The sequence below is a fragment of the Sutcliffiella sp. NPDC057660 genome (genome assembly GCF_042800035.1).
In the GTDB taxonomy this organism is placed as follows: domain Bacteria; phylum Bacillota; class Bacilli; order Bacillales; family Bacillaceae_I; genus Sutcliffiella_A.
The window spans coordinates 15,785-34,337 of the sequence record NZ_JBHVHV010000018.1; the positions used below are offsets into that span (position 1 = coordinate 15,785).

Here is an 18,553-nt window from a genome sequence, read left to right on the forward strand (position 1 = left end):
GGAAACACTAATGACGCACTCTATTTTAAAAAATGAATAAGGGAACCATAAAGTTGAGGTTACCCTAAACAACAGAAAAGGAGAAATGACACACATGAACCGATTTACGATTCCGAGAGACGTTTATTTTGGGGAAGGATCCCTAGAAATATTAAAAACCCTTGAAGGGAAAAAAGCGGCCATTGTTATTGGTGGTCAATCAATTAAAAAATCGGGTTATCTCGATAAAATCCAAGCTTATTTACATGAGGCTGGTATTGAAACTAAGCTAATCGAAGGCGTTGAAAACGATCCATCCATTATAACCGCTCAAAACGGCGGCAAGAAAATGGAAGAATTTCAGCCTGATTGGATTATTTCTGCCGGCGGCGGATCTCCGATTGATGCAGCAAAGCTAATGTGGATCTTTTATGAAAATCCGGATCTGCCGTTTGATCAAATCAAGGCTCCCAATGTACTGCCAAAATTAAGGAAAAAAGCACGCTTTATCGCGATTTCGACTACTAGCGGTACGGGTACAGATGTATCACCATTTTCCGTTATTACTGACTATGATAAGGGAGTAAAGTATCCAGTTTTTGGATATGAAATCACACCAGATATCGCGATTATAGATCCGGAGCTGGCCTATTCTATGCCAGCTTCGATTGTAGCTTATACAGGGATGGATGCCTTGACACATGGCATTGAAGCATATGTGTCCACCCTGCACAACTCTTTTAGCGATCCGCTGGCGATGCAGTCCATCAAGCAGGTGGTAAACAATATTGAAAAATCCGCAGCGGGTGATAAAAACGCAAGAGCAGAAATGCATTATGCCCAAGCCATTGCCGGGATGGCCTTTTCAAACGGGTTTTTAGGAATTGTCCATAGCTTAGCTCATAAGAGCGGAGCAATTTTTAAAATTCCACATGGGACAGCAAATGCCCTATATCTGCCGTATGTTATTGACTATAATAAAAAGGCGGAAAGTTCGAGGTATGCGGATATCGCAAGGATGCTGGGCTTAAACGGAAATACAGATGACGAATTGATCGATTCGTTAACAGAACTTCTCCGCAGTTTGAACAAATCCTTGAATCTGCCATTAACACTAAAGGAATTTGGCGTGGATGAAGCAGAATTTGAAAAACATCTGGACCAGATGGCAGCAGGAGCTGTTGAAGATCCATGTACTCCATCGAATCCAAGGGAAGTATCCGTAGAGGACATGAAAAAAATCTTCATTGCGGCTTACAATGGAGATAAAATCAACTTCTAATGAAGATAATAAGAGCAGGTTATAGAAATGAAATGTTTTTTATTCTGTTCTATAATTTTAAGGAGGTTAATGAACATGGGCAAAAAAATAGCTTCACTAATTACGAACCTATTTAAGTAGACCTGGCACCTATTAGAGTGAACGTGGTATCATCTGGTATTGTTGCTACTCCTCATTATGGAGGAATGCCAGAAGTACAAAGACAAGGTATGCACCATGAGATTGCTAGGCAATTACCTGTCGGGCGTGTTGCTCAACCTAAGGATATAGCTGAAACCTATGTGTACGTAGCAAAAAATGGGTATACAACTGGAACATCGGTTCTTATCGTGGAGGAGCACATCTGATCTAATCCTTGGATACCAAAGTCGATTTTTAAATAGAAGTCGTGAGGATGATTCAAAGTGCCAGAAACCTATAGGGCATCCTCACTTTCTTTGTTTTTTTGCACCGTCGGAAACAGAAATGGCCATTTCGTGCATTTATACGATGAGACGTCAATTTTCTACTTATATGATACCCAAATACATAAAAGAAAGGATCGAGCATAATGGATGAAAAGAAAAGAGCGGAAATTAAAAATGCATTAGCCAAACACGGGGTAACCCTGCCTGACGGCACTTCTTTACCTAGATTAGGACAAGGAACATGGTACATGGGGGAAAATCCCCAAGTAAAAGACAAAGAAATAAGAGCCTTGCAGCTCGGCGTAGACTTGGGTATGAAACTTATTGACACTGCTGAAATGTACGGAAATGGCGATTCTGAACGCTTAGTTGGCGAAGCCATTAAAGGACGCAGAAAAGATGTCTTTTTAGTGTCAAAAGTGTATCCCCATCATGGAGGTTTGGATAAGATTTCAAAAGCATGTGAAAACAGCTTAAAACGACTCGGAACAGACCACTTGGACTTATATCTTCTCCACTGGAGAGGACGTGTTCCTTTAGAGGAAACAATTGAAGGAATGGAAAAGCTACGTGAAGAAGGGAAAATATTAAGATGGGGCGTCTCTAATTTTGACACTGTTGATATGGAAGAGCTATGGAACACTACGAATGGAAAAAATTGCGTGACGAATCAAGTGCTATACCATTTAGGTTCAAGAGGAATCGACTTCGATCTCTTACCATGGCAGCGTGAACATAACATGCCAATCATGGCCTACAGTCCCCTTGCTCAAGGAGGCTCTTTAAGAAGGCAGCTTTTAAACGATCCAGTTATTCTTGATATTGCTGACAAATACAATGTCCAACCGTTACAAATCGCTCTTGCTTGGACCATCCGTTCGAATAACGTCATCGCTATTCCAAAAGCGGTTCAACAAGAACATGTTTTAGCAAATGCTGAAGCAGCAACAATTGAGTTAACTGAAGAAGACCTCAGTAGAATTGATCATGTATTTCCTGAACCTACTAGGAAAATGCCATTGGATATTATTTGAAAATTCACATACACTTTAAAAAAGGACTCTTATTGGAGTAGCAGACAATTTAATAGGAATTTCAAAAAAACTGTGTAGAATTTATTCCATACAGTTTTTTTATCGGGGAAAGTTAATATCCTAATCGAATTATTCTCGCACCAAAACCCTATTTGGTTAGTTTGTTTTTTATGTTAATCGATAAAAAGAGAAAAGGGACATACAAATAGATAAAGTATAAGCTGACAGATGAGTATAAATCAGCTAATTGTTCTATCTGTTTGTGGCTCTCCAATACATTAGAGAACAAAAAGAATAAAGAGAGGCAAATGAGTAAGCTGATACGTTGTTTGATATTTACTAACTTTTTGAGTCCGCGGCAGACTGCCCATAGATGTTGGCTAATGTGAGGCAATATGACAAGGAACCATAAGGAAACGACAATATATTCAACTCTTTCTATGAAAGGAATTTCCGCAATTTTAAGTAAAGTTAAGGTCGGCCAAATCGTATGTTTGAGATGCTCTTCATTATAGAAAACAAAAGTGATGATTGTTATGGATAGGTATAAGAAGATTGTAAACAAAACCCCGAAATGAGCCCATTTTTTTGATTTTTCAGGATTCTTGATAAATGGGTAGAACATGAGTAAAGTCTCAAAGCCAAGAAACTGAAACACCATCTTTTTAGATGATCCTAATATTTCATAAAAAGAGTGATTAAAAAGAGGCAGTAAATGATTGAAATGGGCAAATTCTAAGGAAAAGAATAAAAGGGGAAACAGAAAAACAAAAGGTATAACTGTCCCCCAGAAACACACACCTGTAATCACACGAAACCCACCGGAAACAATGTAATAAAGGAGGCATAGAAAAATCAAGCTAATTTGCCATGTCTTCATTAAAGGAAACATCCAAACTTGAATAACCTCAATATAAACACGGAATACAATCAATGCCACTACGAGAAAATAGATGATGATAAAAACGTTTAATAACCCGCCAATCCATTTCCCAAAGCAAAATTGATGGATATAAATGATATCGTTATTAGCAATTGTAAGAATGCGATATATCATCCAAACTAAAACATGAATGCTTATACCGGATAATAGGACGGAAATCCATGCATCGTAACCGGCACTCCTTATAATATCTTTTTGGAAACTCATGATTCCCACACCAATAATATTGGAGTAAATCAGAAAGAAAACGAAAAAAGGAGATACTAAAAATCGTTCCTCGGTTAAAGTGTGCAACTTATTCCCCTCCTTTTCAAAAATGAAATCCTTACTCCCCGACACCTGTTTGTATAATATTCACCTTTGCATTGACTGTAATTTTGAGATGGGGATACATATCGTAAAACCTGCTATGATTCCACTTTCTTGATTTTGCTCTAACCATGTCTCCAAACCCGATTGGATCTACTTGGTATTCTTGAAACAACGAGATTAATTGCGGGACTTCTTCATTAAAGTGTTTATTTATAATATTTTCGATTTTTAGGATATCTTTATTTACGGTTACATTAAGCCAAGGTGGGACATCTTTTATCTGAGTATTCATCGTTAAATCGATAGATATGTTCGGAAATTGATCGGTTTGACTAATTGTATAATGAGCTTTTGCATCAAGATTTTTTAATGAAATAAAACCATCCTTTTTATTTTCATTGATTTTGATGTGATAACGTCCATTTTTGGCTCCGTCAATTAGCATTTTTACAATAAATGATTGGTTTAAATCTATATGATTTATATACTTGCTATTCTTAAATAAAGCTAATCCATTAATGTGGGCACTTTCCTCCTCTATGGTAAAGTAAGGCAAATATGGATCTCTGCCTTTACTGTAGAAATTTTCCAAAAAAAGGTGTAAATTCATTTTGGGCAAATTTCCATTCTGTATATTCTGATTAATTTTATCGCTTAAATGGAAGGGAAGGTTTGTATTTTTACCTGATATTAATATATTTTCTGCTGTATGTTCGGCTATACCCAACTGCATTCGACTTCCCACAACAGGATCCCGTTTAAGGCTTTCAATAACCGGATATATCCCTTGTTCCGCAAACTTCTTGCCGAACAATACTAAACGTAATTGGCCTATTTCGATTGGATTCGCAGACTTTGTATTCATTCTTGAGATGATATCATCATATGCAGCAGATTTTGTCGTCAAGATATTTAATTTGGTTTGTCCTTTTTCTGTGAACGTAGGATAGATAGCAGTTCCCTTGATTTCCTCCTCATGCTGATCATAACCAATCGATTCGATAATCTGAATTTTATCAATAGTCCTTTCATTCTCGCACCCAGTTAGGAAGACAATGATGCTAATCGCAAAGAAAAACCGTGAGTTCATATCTCACCTCGTCAATTATATTCTGATTAATCTTCAAAATCGTTTTTCTTTTTGATCTGGTCACTTGGATGATATCTCCAAAGTGATCGAGGACGTAAATAACTTGGTCGTTTTGAAGTGACATTATAGGACGAACGTATAATGCTATCCGCAAAATCTTTACGCCTGAATGGATATAAGGGAACGGTATAGGGTGTACCTAATGATTCTAAACGTGTCAGATGAACAATCAAAAAGCTTATTCCTAAAACAATCCCTAATCCGCCCCATATGGATGCTAATATGATCAAAGGAAAACGTAAAAAGCGTATGGTGTTCGACATTTTATAAATCGGTGTAGTAAAAGAAGCCAAAGCAGATAAGGCAACAATAATAAGCAATACATTGCTTGTAAGTGCCGCTTCAACGGAGGCCTGGCCTATTACGATACCTCCTACGATTCCAAGCGTCTGTCCCACCTTAGTAGGTAATCGTGCTCCTGCTTCACGTAAAAGTTCAATCGTCAATTCCAAAAAAAGTACTTCTAGTACCGGTGTAAACGGAACGTTATGACGTGAAAAGCTAAGGGGGCCGAGTAACACTTTTGGAATCATTTCATAGTGATATGTCAAAACAGCTATGTATATAGAGGTTGCAAAAACTGAGAATAGAACACTAAAGATACGTATCAAACGAAAAAAAGACGCAATAATCCAAGGTAAATAGTAATCTTCAGGGGAAACAAAAAAATCCAGTATTGTGGAGGGGCCAGTGATGGCATAAGCAGATCCATTACTAAAAACTGCTACTTGTCCGCTAATCAAAGCAAAAACCGTTCTATCAATACGTTCCGTGGAAAGAAGTAGCGGAAAAGGTGTTATGGAATTATCGGTTATGATTTGATGAAGCTGAGAGGAATCAAAAACCACATCAAAATCGATATTCTGTAATCGTTGAGTCATCGTTTGAATATGCTGCTCATTTGTAATCCCGTCAATATAAGCGATGATGACTTTAGTATGTGACATCGACCCTATGTGAATGTCTTTGATAACTAAATTAGGTGTATTGATTTGCTGCCTTAGTAAGTGTACATTGATATCGACATTTTCAACAAACCCGATTTGAGGTCCTATGACGCTGAACTCATTTTCAACGTTATTTTGCTCACGCAACCCAACTTTTTCATTGGATAAATTAATTAATGCACACTTAGAATCATTTTCTTTCATTTGGAGAATAGCATACCCTTTAAGGAATTTCGATTCGATCACTTCGATGTTGTCTGTAATCAAAATATCATCAATGGGAATCGTATTCCTAATATCCTCAATGTTCTTTATGTGACCAATATCAAAAGACTGTTCTTGAAAAACATATAATACTTTGCACTGAAACTGTTCTCGATCAATTAGTGTGTTGTAGTAAGAAAGGATGAAATGTCCTGCTTTATTTATAAGTGAAAGTTGCCCAAAATCACTGGATTTTTTTGCTTTAGTAATTAAATGGTTAATATCTTGAGGACCTTTTTCTTGTTTCTCATGTTTATTTTTTAAGAACCGTTGTATAAAGGACATATAATCACCTCATCACTTAAAGCCCTTCATGGTTATCTATATTATGGTGAAAATTATATTCAAATATGCTTTTTGCCGAAAAAAATCCTTTCATTTGTGGTGAAACGATGAAAGGTCAGCCTTTAGATGGCGTGCTGCATCTTCTTGGATTAATAGCACAGAAGATGATGTCAATCTTCAGCAATCACGTGCGATGGCAGGATATGCTCCTAGGATTCCCAACTAAACAAGACATGACGAACTTGCTTTATTTTTGCTGCAAATAGAGAAAGCAAGCATTCGTCTATCCGAATGCTTGCTCTCTTCTTATTGCAAATGCTTACTCAGCATCTCGATATGCTTTTTATGCTCTGCCAAAATCGATTGGACCATGCTTTGGCTCTCCTGGTCCAGATCGCCTTTTACAAACTCTGCCATCATGTCGGAACCGAATTCCTCACCTTTGATGGCCCCATTGATGATTGATTCCTTGTCCTTTGGATATCCTTTTACCTGAGCAACTCGCTCCTGGAACGCCCCGACTAACCCGACATCATCGACTGCAGTCCCGCCAAGGTTCTGTATTCGCTCTGCCACAAAGATGGCGTGCATTTTGTGGTTCTGCTGAATGGCTTGGAGGTCCTTTTTCATTGCTTCATCCTGTGTGTTCTGGATATAATGTTCGTAGGCATGGATGCCCATGAATTCGCCTTCTAGGAATGCGTTTAATTCTTTGATCTGTTCGTCCATTAAGATCTCTCCTTAAAAGTTATCACTATGGATAGCGTTCTTTTATGAGAGGGAAATTATTCTTTCGGTTGAAAATTCTGTTGATTTCCATAGCCGATCTCCTCCAAAAACTCATCAATCGCCTTTTCATATTCCTCGCGGTTTTCTGAATAGCTCATCGCATGGCTTCCGTTTTTTGCTACATACAGCTTCTTTTTATCCTTCTTTTTCTCGAAAAGCTGCTGCGTCATCATGATTGGTATGAAATCATCAGGCTCACTGTGGATGAAAAGCACCGGATTATCAATGTTTTCAATCACGTTGATAGGGGAGACGTCCCTGATGGAATACTTATCCCTTAATCGAAGGAACGTATTGGCAATCGGCATGACAAGGTGCTTTGGTATCCGGAAGTCAGCCTTCAACCGATAGGAAAGCTGTTCCTCAAGATCAGAAAAAGGACAGTCGGCGATATAGAAATCAGCACCGTCCTCCAAGCCGCCCGCATACATAAGCAAAGTTGCCGCACCCATCGATTCACCATGGACCCCAATCACTGCGTCGGCGGGTGCCTGGTCCCGTACCCAGTCCACCACCGCTTTTAAATCGTGCTTTTCATAAAAGCCAAAGCTCGTCGTCTTCCCACCGGATTTTCCGTGACGGCGGTGATCATACAAGACAACATTCCACCCTCTTTCTAGAAAGATATTCATGTATTTGATGGAATTCAGCGTATTTTGTGTCACCCCATGACTGAAGATCATATACCGTTTGGAATGAGGTACATCGTATAACTCCCCATAAATGTTATAGCCGAGAGGGGAAGGAATGGTAAGTTCTTTTTTGGGAAGTGTGGAGAGGACCTCTTCCTTATAATGCCCAAGCCTCATTTCACGCTCGAGGATTTCTTCATTTGTCTTTTTACGTATATACATTACCTTATTTGTAAAAAAGATTCCGACAAACAGGACATAGGATAGAATGATGCCTAGGACGATAAGCAGCCGTTTAAATTGATTCACTGAGCTAACCTCCAAAATGTAAATATATACCTTAGTTTACCATTTGGAAGAGCAGGGAGGGAAATGGGAAGGTGAAGAAATTTATGGCGAACTGTTTTTTAATATATGCTTCCAATTATCAGGAAGCTCATGGGTCTCCAAATGTTTATAAGCCAGCAGCTTTCCTCCTGCTGGGCCGATATCAAACTTCAGGCGGTCCATTCCGACAGACAGATGAGGACCAACGACCGGTGTTACTTCAAGGGTGACTGTGAAGCCGAAGGAGCGGTACCCAGCCACTCTCTCCGCACTGATCACATCCACCATATATCCATAAACCATTGGAGAGATGGTTAAATACTCCGAATAGTAGTCCGCTACTGCTACATTTATTTCTTTTGAAAGTAAGGTAAGAAACATATCGTGATACAGCTCTTCCCTTGATTGCTCGGGTGGTTTTGGCATGGATGCTGCATGGGGCTCAATCGAAGAAGCAGGAAAAATAAAGAGTATAGAGAATAATAGAGCAGTTATACATTTAATATTCAAATCGACATCTCCTTTTAGGCGGGTTACTTTTACCTTTTCCTGCAGGGGAGAAATTGATGTAAAGAGGGGACAGGTCCATTGTCCCACGGAGAGGAAAAAGTGAGATGCGTATTTATATTGAATAGTTCAATAGCAGGATTAAGGTTTGTTCACTATGAATGGAGGTGGATAGGATAGGGACGAGGGACCTGTCCCCGTTTTCTGAAACTTTCCTCAATTTTCAACGTAAATATAGATAGAGATTTCAGAAGGGGGGATGGCGATGGTGAGTTTTTTAGAGCAGCTATTGGTGTATACGGATATCTTGTTTTTCGGAGTATTTCTGGCATGCGGATATTACTTCTTATCACATAAGAAGAAATTAGCAATGGGATTAATTTTTATTGTAGTTGCAATTGGTGGTGCCATTTTAGTGTATCAATTAAAATATACAACATTTGATGAGTGGAATGCCGAGTACTTTGGCGCGGAAACCACGATTAGAAGCATATCAATTCATGTGAATGAAACAACCGACGAATTTCCAGAGGAGCTTGGCAGAATTACAATCGAAGACAAGGAAGAGATTGATCGGGTTCTAGCAGATTTAAAGGGGCTAAAATTGAAAAAGGTGACAGACACAGGTGAGCCGTGGAAGAAATATGAGGTGGAATTCCTTGTAGTAAACGAGAAAGGAAACCTGCTTGAAACGAATAGACTTTCCTATGCTGTAGACCAATACTACATTAATGATTATCAGATAATAAGTGAACAGAATCACTTGAGTACAATTGAAGAATTGGTGGAGAGCGAAGAGATGGAATGGAAAGATAACGGAAAAGAAAAGTATAAAAAAAGGTAATGCTTTAGAGTTGTGCCTCTAGAGCATTACCTTTTTTTACACTTCCGAAATAATCTCCACTCTGTTTCCAAAGGGGTCCCGGAATTCGAACCGTTCAAAATTCGGGATGGCAACAGATTCAAGGATCTTCGTACCGTTCCCTTCTAGTACCTTTCTCCAATGGGACACATCTTGTACAAGATAAGCAATATGGGACTTGGTTGAATTTCGATCAAATCCATCTTCCGTTCCTACATGGACCTCCCTATCTCCTACTTGCAGCCAAAACCCACCCCGACCTTTTAACGGATCTGGTTTTTCTATTTCTTTTAAACCTAATACCTTGCAGTAAAAATTTCTTCCTTCTTCCTCAGCACCCTTTGGTATGGTGATTTGCGCGTGATGCATTCCGATAATCATAAACATCCCCCTGGCAATTAATAGATTTCTAGTTAATTTTACCATATGAGTAGGGAAAATTTTTTTGTAGAGATTTAAGAGAGGATTGTCCATCAAAAGTTGGATGAGGAGAGTTTTGAAGAAGACCACGGTATGAAAAGCCCATCATCATCGGGATGACGGGTTTTTTGAAGCCGAACTCCGTATAAAAAACCCATCATAAGCGCGATGACGGTTTTTTTGATGCCGAACTCCGTATAAAAAGCCCATCATAAGCGTGATGATGGGTTTTTTGAAGCTGGCCTCGGAATGAAAAGCCCATCATAATCCCTAAGAAGAGTGATTAGAACGGTACTACAGTTTCAAAAAGGCTGCCGGATAAAGCAGCCCCCATTTTCTATTGCTCCGAGTTCTGGCGTTTTGTAGGGTGAGTCGCGCGTTCCACTTCTTCAGCGGAAACGACCTGTTTTGCGCTTTCTGCGTTAGGTTGACCTTTTTGGCTAGGACCATTCTGTTTGTGCTTTGTCATGAGAAATCTCCCTTCCGTTTTTTCATTTGTTAATGTGGGTTATGAAAGGAAGATTTATGCATAGAGAAGGACATATGGATCCGTACCCATGGATTACACCTGTGTGAGAGGACCTGTCCCCTGGAGCTTAAAATACTGGCTCTCATACTGCTTATCCAAGTGGGGCAGCACGTTTTCCAATGCGTAAACGACGCGTTTCAGGTTGATTCCGGTTTGGATTCCCATCTGCTCGAGCATGTACACGACATCCTCTGTTGCAACGTTACCTGATGCTCCTGGTGCGAATGGACAGCCTCCGAGTCCGCCTGCTGATGTGTCGAAGCGGTCAACACCCGCTTGAAGGGCAGCGAAGACGTTCGCAAGCGCCATTCCTCTTGTGTTGTGGAAATGCGCTGTGAGCATCATGCCTGGCAGCGCTTTCTTTAATGCTGAAAATAATTCGTAGGATTCTTTCGGATTGGCCATCCCGATGGTATCTGCCACACTGAGTTCATCGACTCCGAAGCTTTCAAACCTTTTACATAATGCCACAACATCCTTCACTTCCACTTTTCCTTCATACGGGCAATAGAAAGAGGTGGAGATGCAGGCGCGTACAAAGAAACCTTTTCCCTTCAGATCACGGATGATCGGTTCCAGCTCAAGTAGGCTTTCCTCAGTCGTTTTATTGATATTCTTCTTATTGAATGAGTCGCTCACTCCAACAAATACAGCCGCGTTTTTGCATTTTGTTCCGAGCAGGCGGTCAATTCCTTTCTGATTTGGCACCAGTACATAGTTTCGTGTCTCATCATCCAGGCATTCCTCGATTACAGAAGGTGCGTCTGACATTTGCGGGACCCATTTTGGCGAAACGAAAGAAGTGAGCTCCATTTCCTTGATACCGGCTTTTTTAAGATGCTTGATAAAATCGATTTTAGCGTCGGTTGGAACAAAGGTCTTCAAATTCTGCAGACCATCGCGAGGTCCTACTTCGATGATGGTCGCCTTGTTAGGTAAATTCATTTGGAGTTCCCCCTGATTAATGGAATTTAGTTACTTCAATTTTAGTTAGAAGAGAGCCATAAAAGCAAGAATAATAGAAATTTTTTAAAAAAAGCAGGATTTTCGACAGGAATCAAGAATTATTCAAACGAGAGGAGATGGAATCATGTCAAATAAAGAAGTAGTCATTGTAAGCGCTGTCAGAACAGCGATTGGAAGTTTTGGTGGTGCATTGAAGGATGTTTCCGCTCCACAGTTGGGAGCAGTAGTAATCAAAGAGGCGCTCGCGAAAGCCGGGCTTGCACCAGATAGTGTGGATGAAGTAATCATGGGTAATGTGCTGCAGGCGGGGCTCGGGCAAAATCCCGCAAGACAGGCAGCGATCGGGGCAGGACTTCCGAATGAAGTGTCTTCGATGACAATCAATAAAGTGTGTGGATCAGGTCTGAAGGCAGTACATCTGGCAGCACAAGCCATCATTGCCGGAGATGCGGATATTGTGGTAGCTGGCGGGATGGAAAATATGTCACAGGCTCCATATCTTCTGCAGGGAGCACGGGACGGATACCGGATGGGCGACCAAAAGGTGACAGACAGCATGGTCCATGACGGGCTGTGGTGCTCTTTCAATGATTATCATATGGGAGTGACGGCGGAAAACCTCTGCACGAAATATGATCTGACAAGAGAAGAGCAGGACCAATTTGCGGCAAACAGCCAACAGAAAGCGGTCCAGGCAATCGAAGAAGGAAAATTCAAGGACGAAATCGTCCCTGTAGAAGTGAAAAAGAAAAAAGAAATTCTGACGGTGGATACGGACGAATATCCTAGAAAGGGAACAACTGTCGAAAAGCTTGGCGGATTGCGTCCTGCTTTCAAAAAGGACGGATCAGTGACTGCAGGTAACGCATCAGGAATCAATGACGGTGCAGCAGCAGTGGTGGTCATGAGCAAGGAAAAGGCAGACGAGCTTGGCATCAAGCCTTTAGTGAAAATCGTTGCCAATGCGAGCAGTGGAGTGGATCCGAGCATCATGGGAATAGGACCGGTAACTGCCGTGAAGAAGGCCTTGGAAAAAGGCGGACAGACACTGGAAGAGATGGATCTCGTGGAAGCAAACGAAGCATTCGCAGCACAAGCGCTAGCAGTAGGAAAAGAGCTGCAATTCGACTCCGAAAAGCTGAATGTCAACGGTGGTGCGATTGCCCTTGGTCATCCGATTGGGGCAAGTGGAACCCGTATCCTGGTTACGCTCATTCACGAAATGAAGCGTCGTGATGCGAAAAAAGGACTAGCTACCCTTTGTATCGGCGGCGGCCAGGGTGTAGCAACAATTGTAGAAAATATCTAACCCTATAGAGAGAGGTGCAACAGCGATGAAACCTATTTATACATCCTTTACGGAAGCGGTAAAAGACATCCAAGATGGTGCAACAATCATGGTTGGTGGATTTGGCCTTTGCGGAATCCCGGAAAACCTGATCCTGGCGTTAGTTGAAACAGGCGTGAAAGACCTTACTGTCATCTCCAACAACTGTGGAGTGGACGACTGGGGACTTGGCCTTTTAATGAAAAACAAGCAAATCAAGAAAATGATCGGTTCCTATGTTGGGGAAAACAAGGAGTTCGAACGTCAGGTACTGTCCGGTGAACTAGAAGTCGAGCTGACGCCACAAGGGACGCTTGCCGAAAAAATCCGTGCAGGCGGAGCGGGAATCCCGGCGTTTTACACGCCTGCTGGAGTCGGGACGCCAATTGCTGAAGGCAAGGAAGTGCGCGAATTCAATGGAAAAGAATATCTGTTGGAGGAAGCTTTCACAGCGGACTTCAGTTTGGTAAGAGCAGATAAAGCCGATAAAATGGGAAATCTTATCTACAACAAAACAGCCCGTAACTTCAACCCGATGATTGCTGCAGCCGGTAAAGTGACGATTGCAGAAGTGGAAGAGCTTGTGGAAATCGGAGAGCTTGATCCAAACCATATCCAGACTCCAAGCATCTACGTCCAGCGTCTGATCGTCGGCCAGCAGGAAAAGAAAATCGAACGCGTAACTACTAGAGACTAGCGGGGAGGGGATCCTAACATGACAAAAGAAACAGTGAACACACGTGAGAAAATCGCAAAACGTGCAGAAAAAGAAATAGAGAGCGGCTACTACGTAAACCTCGGAATCGGAATGCCAACACTTGTGGCGAACTACATATCCGAAAACAAACAGGTAGTATTGCAATCTGAAAACGGCCTCCTTGGCATCGGACCATATCCAACAAAGGATAAGGTAGATGCGGACCTCATCAACGCTGGAAAAGAAACCGTCACAGCCATTCCGGGAGCGGCCTATTTTGACAGTGCCGAATCGTTTGCAATGATACGAGGCGGACACGTGAATATCGCGATCCTTGGGGGAATGGAAGTAAGTGAAAACGGTGACCTTGCCAACTGGATGATCCCAGGGAAAATGATCAAGGGCATGGGTGGTGCGATGGATCTTGTTCATGGTGCAGAGCGTATCATCGTTATCATGGATCATGTGAATAAGGCCGGGGAAGCGAAAATATTGAAAGCATGCACCTTACCTTTGACAGGTAAAGGTGTGGTGGATCGGATCATTACAGACCGCGCTGTTCTAGATGTGACCGAGCAAGGATTGAAGCTTGTAGAGGTTGCAGAGGGATATACTGTAGAGGACATTCAGAATAGTACGGAACCGACTTTGATTGTGGATGAGCATGTTAGATTGAATGCATTTTAAATTTTTTATAGAAGAAGCGGATAACTTAACTGTTGTTCGCTTTTTTTGAATGGAAAAGCTGAATGGAAAAGGGAATGATATTTGATGGAAAAACATAAGATATTATTTTTATCATAAGTGATGATCATGCAGCACATGCGATGAGCTGCTATGGAAGCAGAATCAATGAAACTCCCAACCTGGATAGAATTGCAGAAGAGGGGATGCGACTGGATAATTGTTTTTGTACCAATTTCATCTGTGCTCCGAGCCGCGCCAGCATTCTAACCTGCTTGTATAATCATGAAAATGGAGTGAAAACCCTAGGAGACAAATTCGATAGCCGTCAGCCGACTGTTCAAAGAATTTTAAGGGCGAATGGCAATCAGACTGCTCTTTTTGGGAAATGGCATCTGGGACACGGCGGGCATCACAATCCTGCTGATTTTGATCAATGTACGATATTCCGAAGTCAAGGCCTTCTATCATGATCCTGTTATGTATGATATGGGAAAAGAAGTTACCGTTCCCGGCTATGCAACTGAGATTGTAAAAGACCTATCGATTGATTGGATGAAGTCGCGTGACAGAGAAAAGCCCTTTATGCTTATGTGTCACCATAAAGCGCCGCACCGTCCATGGGATCCGGATGAAAAGCACGCTCACATGTATGAGGAAATGGATATTCCATAGCATAGCCGGAGTCTTTCCATGACAATTACGAGGGGAAGGCTGATGTGGTGAAGGAAGCAAAAATGCGGATTGATCGAGATCTGTGGCTCCTACCTTTGCCACAAGTCCTATTGCAACCCTTATAGAGTGGCAGCAAGAACTGGAAATACACCGGACAGCTCGACGGGGAATATCGGGTTTCGATGTGTAGTGGATGTTCAATAGTTTCCCTTCGGACCATCTATTAAAGACCGTTTGCATGTTAACACGCAGACGGTCTTTTATTATATTGTATTATGGCACGGACAGACTTAATCGTTGCACTATGCGAATACACTATCCATAACAACCACTTAATTCAAAATGGGTGAGGGGTGCTAGCATGTTTTCGGTCACGGAAATGCGCGAATTTGAGCTGTTTTCTGTCGAGCATATCGCGACGTTTTTAGTGTTTTTGGCAATCTGTTTTCTGTTGGTATTTTTCAGAAAAGGTTTGAAGCCCTACAAGCAAGCGATCAAATGGACTTTATTCAGTATTTTATTAATCAGTGAGATTTCCCATCAGATTTGGGTCGTCGCTACCAACCAGTGGGGAGTGGAAGACCTCCCGATCCAGCTTTGTTCCTTCAGTACGTTCATTGCCATGTTTCTATTTTTGAAGTCCAATAACAAACTGTTCCATCTGCTTTTCTTTATTGGCTTCATTCCACCAATCCTGAGCATGGTCACACCTGAAATGCACTATAGTTTTCCTCATTACCGCTTCTTGAAATATTTCCTTCATCACGCAGCCATTGCCTGGGCAGTCCTTTACTTCATATTTTACGAGGGGTATCGGGTTCCAAGGAAAGCCATCCTTACGAGCTTTCTTTTCGCAAACGTCATCGCTGCACCAATATTTTTCATCAATATTCTATTGGACACCAACTTCTTCTACCTGGCAAACCCGACCGAAACCAAAACCATCCTTTCCTTCTTCGGATCCGGAATCTGGTACTATATCAATCTAGAACTGGCGGCACTGTTTGTCTTTTGGATCACCTATATTCCGATGGGGATGTTATTGAAGAGGGATAAGGTGAGAGCGTAGGCATGGGGACAAGGGACCTGTCCCCAATGCTTTGCATCCTAGCTCTGCCTAATTTAAAATAGAGTTAGGGTTTTTTTAAAGGGAGAGTTGTTTTATGGTGACAAATCGAAATCAGGTCTGTCCATGTGGCAGTGGGAAGAAATATAAGAAGTGCTGTTTGGTGAGAGAGCGTGTGGTACATATAAATAAAGTGCAAGTGGCGCGTTTCTATGAGCGAAAGCATTTGCTGACTTCAATGATGTTGGATTTTGTATGGGGAAAATTGTCTCAACGCGATTTTGAAAGCTTGAAGAGTGATTTCGAAATTAGGACAGGGCTTCATGTTAGTGAAAATATGCATACAATGATGTTCCAGTTTTATGCCGTTTTTATGCATCGGTACAAAAATAACCTTCGTGGAATCGATTGGTTTTTCAAGGAGGCTGGGATTCGCTTAGATTCGGACTTAAGGGCATATGCCAAGACTTGGACCAACCTAAAATTCCGTCTGATTCATGCGGTTGATTTCACAGAGGAAATCATTCACTTTGAAGATATGATAACGAAAGAAACATATTCGTTTGCAAATATAAAAGAGAATGTACCAGATACAATCCGCCGGCATGAAGGCACTATTGGACTGCTAGAAAAAAATAATCAACAATATTATTTCAATGGCGTCCGGGTATTTGTGCAACCGAACGGGTTGCAAAGAGCGAAAAGGAAAATAGAATCGCTTATGAGGGAAACGGGTTTGTCTTATGAAGAAGTAATGATGGAATATATCCCAGAAGTATTGGCCGAGATGTTGAGTGAAGATAATCAAACGCGATATAGTGAAGAGGATGTTCCTCTGCTTATGGAGCTTGGATTGGAGCATCTACCCGTTTATGCAATGGATTTCCTCGCATTTTACAAAGAAAAAACGACGGGGAAAAAGGGGAATACAGTAAGAAAGTATAGAGAAAGTTTACAAGACTTCAATGAACTTTTGAAAAGGAATGGCGTAATTGATCTTTCTAATATAGATGAAAAAATGTGGAAAAGGCTTTTGACGAAGGAATACTATGATATGTTTAAGACAATGACCAAAACACAAATCACCGATCTCATCAGTACCTTAAAAGCATATCTGCAATGGAAGAATCGAAAAGGCAAAGCTACGGATTGGCCTGGGTTAGCCGACTTTTTGAAAGAGGAAGAAAGACAGCTTATCCATGCAGTACAATTCCAAAATTCATTCTTTCCTAATCGGCATGGATATTTGGGAACGCAAACCCATGAGATGCTGAAACTCTTAAGGGGTGAAATAGTTAAAGATGGTGAAGTGATAGAAGGCGTATTTGAGATATTGAAACGAAACAAGCAAAGTTTCCGTGTTGTTCGCTTGAAAAGTTCTCCAACTTCTAATAAAAATACGAAAGGGTCGAAGAACGATGAATACACCATTTCTGGATCCGATATTGAAATGGAATATGCGGAAGAGGGCCTTATTTTTTCAGGGGGAATTACAAAAGGACGGATTAATATGTGGGAATTGCTTCGAATAGATGAAGTATTTCCTCGAGGTGCAAAGCCATATGTCAAATAGTTCAACATATGGGTAAAGTAAATGGAGGTATGAATATGGGAAAACCTATAAGTCTCAAATTACTTGTGGATGAAATGGATTGTCAAATAGAAAATTACTTCACGGTTGTCAATAAGCAAACAGGGGAATTCTTTTCAATTTCCGGCGATATTTTGCGTTTGGTAGAAGAAGATGAAATAATTTTGGAGAATCATCCAGATTGGGAACAAGATATGATTAGACAAGGTATTGATATTTTAGAGAATGAGATGAATTATGTACAGATACCATCCCGGTTTGATATAAATGAATATGATATAATGGAGGAATTTTCACTAAACATAGAACCACAAAAAATAAGTAACACACTTTCCCGTGCCATTGAAGGAAGAGGAGCGTTTAGAAGATTTAAAGACAAAATCCTGGAGTTAGAGATAGACGAGGAGTGGTACAAATTTAAGAAAAACCGCTTAAAGAAAATTGCAAAGAAGTGGTGTCAGATGAATGGCATTGACTATTCTGAATGAAAAAATGGATGTGAATAAATGTGAATCGTTTGGAACTATCAAAAAAGATGAAGCAACAAATAAATGGAATCGTAAAGCGAAATGGATACGTTAGTTTTATAGAGGTGTTACTTTCTTTAGAGAAATTATCACAAGATGATTACCAGAACTGGAGAAAAAGAAGAATTACCTATTTAGAAAGAGTAGTCAGAGGGAATCTGGGTCAGCTTAATTTTATGATAAAGGAATATCGTTCCCATTGTTTGCAGATGGGGTGGAAGCCTTCCTTTACAGTGTATAATTCATGGGGTAAAGGGAACAAGAAGCTGCTTCGATTTAGTAAATCGGGCAATAAGCATGTGGAAGCTGCTTATGCAACCCATTATGTCAGAAAAAGTGAGTAAAGTATAA

At 40.8% G+C, this 18,553-nt stretch carries 22 protein-coding genes and 1 pseudogene; 14 read left to right on the top strand and 9 right to left on the bottom strand.

The features are described from left to right. Positions 1 to 94: 94 nt before the first annotated feature. The 3 genes from ACFVAD_RS19225 (at position 95) to ACFVAD_RS19235 (ending at position 2,702) form a co-directional block, all read left to right on the top strand. Positions 95 to 1,261, top strand: coding sequence for an iron-containing alcohol dehydrogenase (locus tag ACFVAD_RS19225; protein ID WP_386643843.1), 1,167 nt, complete (start codon positions 95 to 97; stop codon positions 1,259 to 1,261). A gap of 143 nt (positions 1,262 to 1,404) precedes the next feature. Then, on the top strand, positions 1,405 to 1,608 hold the full coding sequence (locus ACFVAD_RS19230) for an SDR family oxidoreductase (protein WP_386644085.1): 204 nt from the start codon (positions 1,405 to 1,407) through the stop codon (positions 1,606 to 1,608). A gap of 203 nt (positions 1,609 to 1,811) precedes the next feature. Then, on the top strand, positions 1,812 to 2,702 hold the full coding sequence (locus ACFVAD_RS19235) for an aldo/keto reductase (RefSeq protein ID WP_386643846.1): 891 nt from the start codon (positions 1,812 to 1,814) through the stop codon (positions 2,700 to 2,702). A 148-nt stretch (positions 2,703 to 2,850) separates the two neighbouring features. Here the strand turns inward: ACFVAD_RS19235 and ACFVAD_RS19240 are convergent, their stop codons facing one another. The 6 genes from ACFVAD_RS19240 to ACFVAD_RS19265 form a co-directional block, all read right to left on the bottom strand. Further along, a complete protein-coding gene (locus ACFVAD_RS19240; protein ID WP_386643848.1) occupies positions 2,851 to 3,984 on the bottom strand; it encodes a GerAB/ArcD/ProY family transporter in 1,134 nt (377 codons plus the stop codon). Further along, the gene (locus tag ACFVAD_RS19245; protein ID WP_386643851.1) at positions 3,971 to 5,047 is read right to left on the bottom strand and encodes a Ger(x)C family spore germination protein; all 1,077 of its coding nucleotides are present in this window, start codon (positions 5,045 to 5,047) and stop codon (positions 3,971 to 3,973) included. Before ACFVAD_RS19245 ends, ACFVAD_RS19240 begins: the two co-directional genes overlap by 14 nt. A gap of 26 nt (positions 5,048 to 5,073) precedes the next feature. After that, positions 5,074 to 6,603, bottom strand: coding sequence for a spore germination protein (locus ACFVAD_RS19250; RefSeq protein WP_386643854.1), 1,530 nt, complete (start codon positions 6,601 to 6,603; stop codon positions 5,074 to 5,076). A 306-nt stretch (positions 6,604 to 6,909) separates the two neighbouring features. Further along, complete coding sequence (locus ACFVAD_RS19255) at positions 6,910 to 7,332, bottom strand: ferritin-like domain-containing protein (protein WP_386643857.1); 423 nt, start codon at positions 7,330 to 7,332, stop codon at positions 6,910 to 6,912. A gap of 56 nt (positions 7,333 to 7,388) precedes the next feature. Beyond that, complete coding sequence (locus ACFVAD_RS19260; protein WP_386643860.1) at positions 7,389 to 8,333, bottom strand: alpha/beta hydrolase; 945 nt, start codon at positions 8,331 to 8,333, stop codon at positions 7,389 to 7,391. Between the two features lie 81 nt (positions 8,334 to 8,414). After that, a complete protein-coding gene (locus ACFVAD_RS19265) occupies positions 8,415 to 8,861 on the bottom strand; it encodes a DUF3888 domain-containing protein (protein ID WP_386643863.1) in 447 nt (148 codons plus the stop codon). Positions 8,862 to 9,123: 262 nt separating this feature from the next. Between ACFVAD_RS19265 and ACFVAD_RS19270 the strand changes: the two genes are divergently transcribed. Further along, positions 9,124 to 9,702, top strand: coding sequence for a hypothetical protein (locus ACFVAD_RS19270; RefSeq protein WP_386643866.1), 579 nt, complete (start codon positions 9,124 to 9,126; stop codon positions 9,700 to 9,702). A 36-nt stretch (positions 9,703 to 9,738) separates the two neighbouring features. On the opposite strand, the gene ACFVAD_RS19275 is transcribed toward ACFVAD_RS19270, so the two are convergent. The 3 genes from ACFVAD_RS19275 to ACFVAD_RS19285 all read right to left on the bottom strand — a co-directional run bounded on the left by ACFVAD_RS19275 (position 9,739) and on the right by ACFVAD_RS19285 (position 11,614). Further along, entirely contained in the window at positions 9,739 to 10,101 is a 363-nt protein-coding gene (locus tag ACFVAD_RS19275; protein ID WP_386643869.1) for a VOC family protein, read from the bottom strand. Positions 10,102 to 10,477: 376 nt separating this feature from the next. Continuing rightward, the gene (locus tag ACFVAD_RS19280; RefSeq protein WP_386643872.1) at positions 10,478 to 10,609 is read right to left on the bottom strand and encodes a hypothetical protein; all 132 of its coding nucleotides are present in this window, start codon (positions 10,607 to 10,609) and stop codon (positions 10,478 to 10,480) included. Between the two features lie 93 nt (positions 10,610 to 10,702). Continuing rightward, a complete protein-coding gene (locus tag ACFVAD_RS19285; protein ID WP_386643875.1) occupies positions 10,703 to 11,614 on the bottom strand; it encodes a hydroxymethylglutaryl-CoA lyase in 912 nt (303 codons plus the stop codon). Between the two features lie 145 nt (positions 11,615 to 11,759). Here ACFVAD_RS19285 and ACFVAD_RS19290 point away from each other — a divergent pair, with 145 nt between their 5' ends. From ACFVAD_RS19290 to ACFVAD_RS19335, 10 genes and pseudogenes are all read left to right on the top strand, one after another. Beyond that, positions 11,760 to 12,944 carry an acetyl-CoA C-acetyltransferase gene (locus ACFVAD_RS19290; RefSeq protein WP_386643878.1) on the top strand — a complete coding sequence of 395 codons (1,185 nt, stop codon included), beginning with the start codon at positions 11,760 to 11,762 and terminating at the stop codon, positions 12,942 to 12,944. A 25-nt stretch (positions 12,945 to 12,969) separates the two neighbouring features. After that, positions 12,970 to 13,659 carry a CoA transferase subunit A gene (locus ACFVAD_RS19295; protein WP_386643881.1) on the top strand — a complete coding sequence of 230 codons (690 nt, stop codon included), beginning with the start codon at positions 12,970 to 12,972 and terminating at the stop codon, positions 13,657 to 13,659. Positions 13,660 to 13,677: 18 nt separating this feature from the next. Then, the gene (locus ACFVAD_RS19300; protein ID WP_386643884.1) at positions 13,678 to 14,346 is read left to right on the top strand and encodes a CoA transferase subunit B; all 669 of its coding nucleotides are present in this window, start codon (positions 13,678 to 13,680) and stop codon (positions 14,344 to 14,346) included. A 140-nt stretch (positions 14,347 to 14,486) separates the two neighbouring features. Beyond that, positions 14,487 to 14,816 carry a sulfatase-like hydrolase/transferase gene (locus ACFVAD_RS19305; RefSeq protein WP_386643887.1) on the top strand — a complete coding sequence of 110 codons (330 nt, stop codon included), beginning with the start codon at positions 14,487 to 14,489 and terminating at the stop codon, positions 14,814 to 14,816. After that, a complete protein-coding gene (locus tag ACFVAD_RS19310) occupies positions 14,704 to 15,018 on the top strand; it encodes a hypothetical protein (RefSeq protein ID WP_386644092.1) in 315 nt (104 codons plus the stop codon). The genes ACFVAD_RS19305 and ACFVAD_RS19310 overlap by 113 nt, the downstream gene beginning before the upstream one ends. Positions 15,019 to 15,102: 84 nt before the next feature. Beyond that, a pseudogene (locus ACFVAD_RS19315) lies at positions 15,103 to 15,222 on the top strand (SUMF1/EgtB/PvdO family nonheme iron enzyme); the annotation flags it as partial. A gap of 157 nt (positions 15,223 to 15,379) precedes the next feature. Beyond that, positions 15,380 to 16,087, top strand: a complete 708-nt coding sequence (locus ACFVAD_RS19320; protein WP_386643890.1) for a YwaF family protein — start codon at positions 15,380 to 15,382, stop codon at positions 16,085 to 16,087. A gap of 94 nt (positions 16,088 to 16,181) precedes the next feature. Beyond that, entirely contained in the window at positions 16,182 to 17,657 is a 1,476-nt protein-coding gene (locus tag ACFVAD_RS19325; protein ID WP_386643893.1) for an SEC-C metal-binding domain-containing protein, read from the top strand. Between the two features lie 35 nt (positions 17,658 to 17,692). After that, the gene (locus ACFVAD_RS19330) at positions 17,693 to 18,163 is read left to right on the top strand and encodes a UPF0158 family protein (protein WP_386643896.1); all 471 of its coding nucleotides are present in this window, start codon (positions 17,693 to 17,695) and stop codon (positions 18,161 to 18,163) included. Between the two features lie 20 nt (positions 18,164 to 18,183). Continuing rightward, on the top strand, positions 18,184 to 18,546 hold the full coding sequence (locus tag ACFVAD_RS19335) for a hypothetical protein (RefSeq protein ID WP_386643899.1): 363 nt from the start codon (positions 18,184 to 18,186) through the stop codon (positions 18,544 to 18,546). Positions 18,547 to 18,553 lie beyond the last annotated feature (7 nt).

Coding starts and splice junctions, on each gene's coding strand:
- ACFVAD_RS19310 (WP_386644092.1), top strand. CDS start 14,704: ATGGCAATCAGACTGCTCTTTTTGGGAAATGGCATCTGGGACACGGCG.
- ACFVAD_RS19235 (WP_386643846.1), top strand. CDS start 1,812: ATGGATGAAAAGAAAAGAGCGGAAATTAAAAATGCATTAGCCAAACAC.
- ACFVAD_RS19295 (WP_386643881.1), top strand. CDS start 12,970: ATGAAACCTATTTATACATCCTTTACGGAAGCGGTAAAAGACATCCAA.
- ACFVAD_RS19255 (WP_386643857.1), bottom strand. CDS start 7,332: ATGGACGAACAGATCAAAGAATTAAACGCATTCCTAGAAGGCGAATTC.
- ACFVAD_RS19320 (WP_386643890.1), top strand. CDS start 15,380: ATGTTTTCGGTCACGGAAATGCGCGAATTTGAGCTGTTTTCTGTCGAG.
- ACFVAD_RS19280 (WP_386643872.1), bottom strand. CDS start 10,609: ATGACAAAGCACAAACAGAATGGTCCTAGCCAAAAAGGTCAACCTAAC.
- ACFVAD_RS19325 (WP_386643893.1), top strand. CDS start 16,182: ATGGTGACAAATCGAAATCAGGTCTGTCCATGTGGCAGTGGGAAGAAA.
- ACFVAD_RS19275 (WP_386643869.1), bottom strand. CDS start 10,101: ATGATTATCGGAATGCATCACGCGCAAATCACCATACCAAAGGGTGCT.
- ACFVAD_RS19270 (WP_386643866.1), top strand. CDS start 9,124: ATGGTGAGTTTTTTAGAGCAGCTATTGGTGTATACGGATATCTTGTTT.
- ACFVAD_RS19330 (WP_386643896.1), top strand. CDS start 17,693: ATGGGAAAACCTATAAGTCTCAAATTACTTGTGGATGAAATGGATTGT.
- ACFVAD_RS19300 (WP_386643884.1), top strand. CDS start 13,678: ATGACAAAAGAAACAGTGAACACACGTGAGAAAATCGCAAAACGTGCA.
- ACFVAD_RS19285 (WP_386643875.1), bottom strand. CDS start 11,614: ATGAATTTACCTAACAAGGCGACCATCATCGAAGTAGGACCTCGCGAT.
- ACFVAD_RS19305 (WP_386643887.1), top strand. CDS start 14,487: ATGAGCTGCTATGGAAGCAGAATCAATGAAACTCCCAACCTGGATAGA.
- ACFVAD_RS19250 (WP_386643854.1), bottom strand. CDS start 6,603: ATGTCCTTTATACAACGGTTCTTAAAAAATAAACATGAGAAACAAGAA.
- ACFVAD_RS19225 (WP_386643843.1), top strand. CDS start 95: ATGAACCGATTTACGATTCCGAGAGACGTTTATTTTGGGGAAGGATCC.
- ACFVAD_RS19245 (WP_386643851.1), bottom strand. CDS start 5,047: ATGAACTCACGGTTTTTCTTTGCGATTAGCATCATTGTCTTCCTAACT.
- ACFVAD_RS19290 (WP_386643878.1), top strand. CDS start 11,760: ATGTCAAATAAAGAAGTAGTCATTGTAAGCGCTGTCAGAACAGCGATT.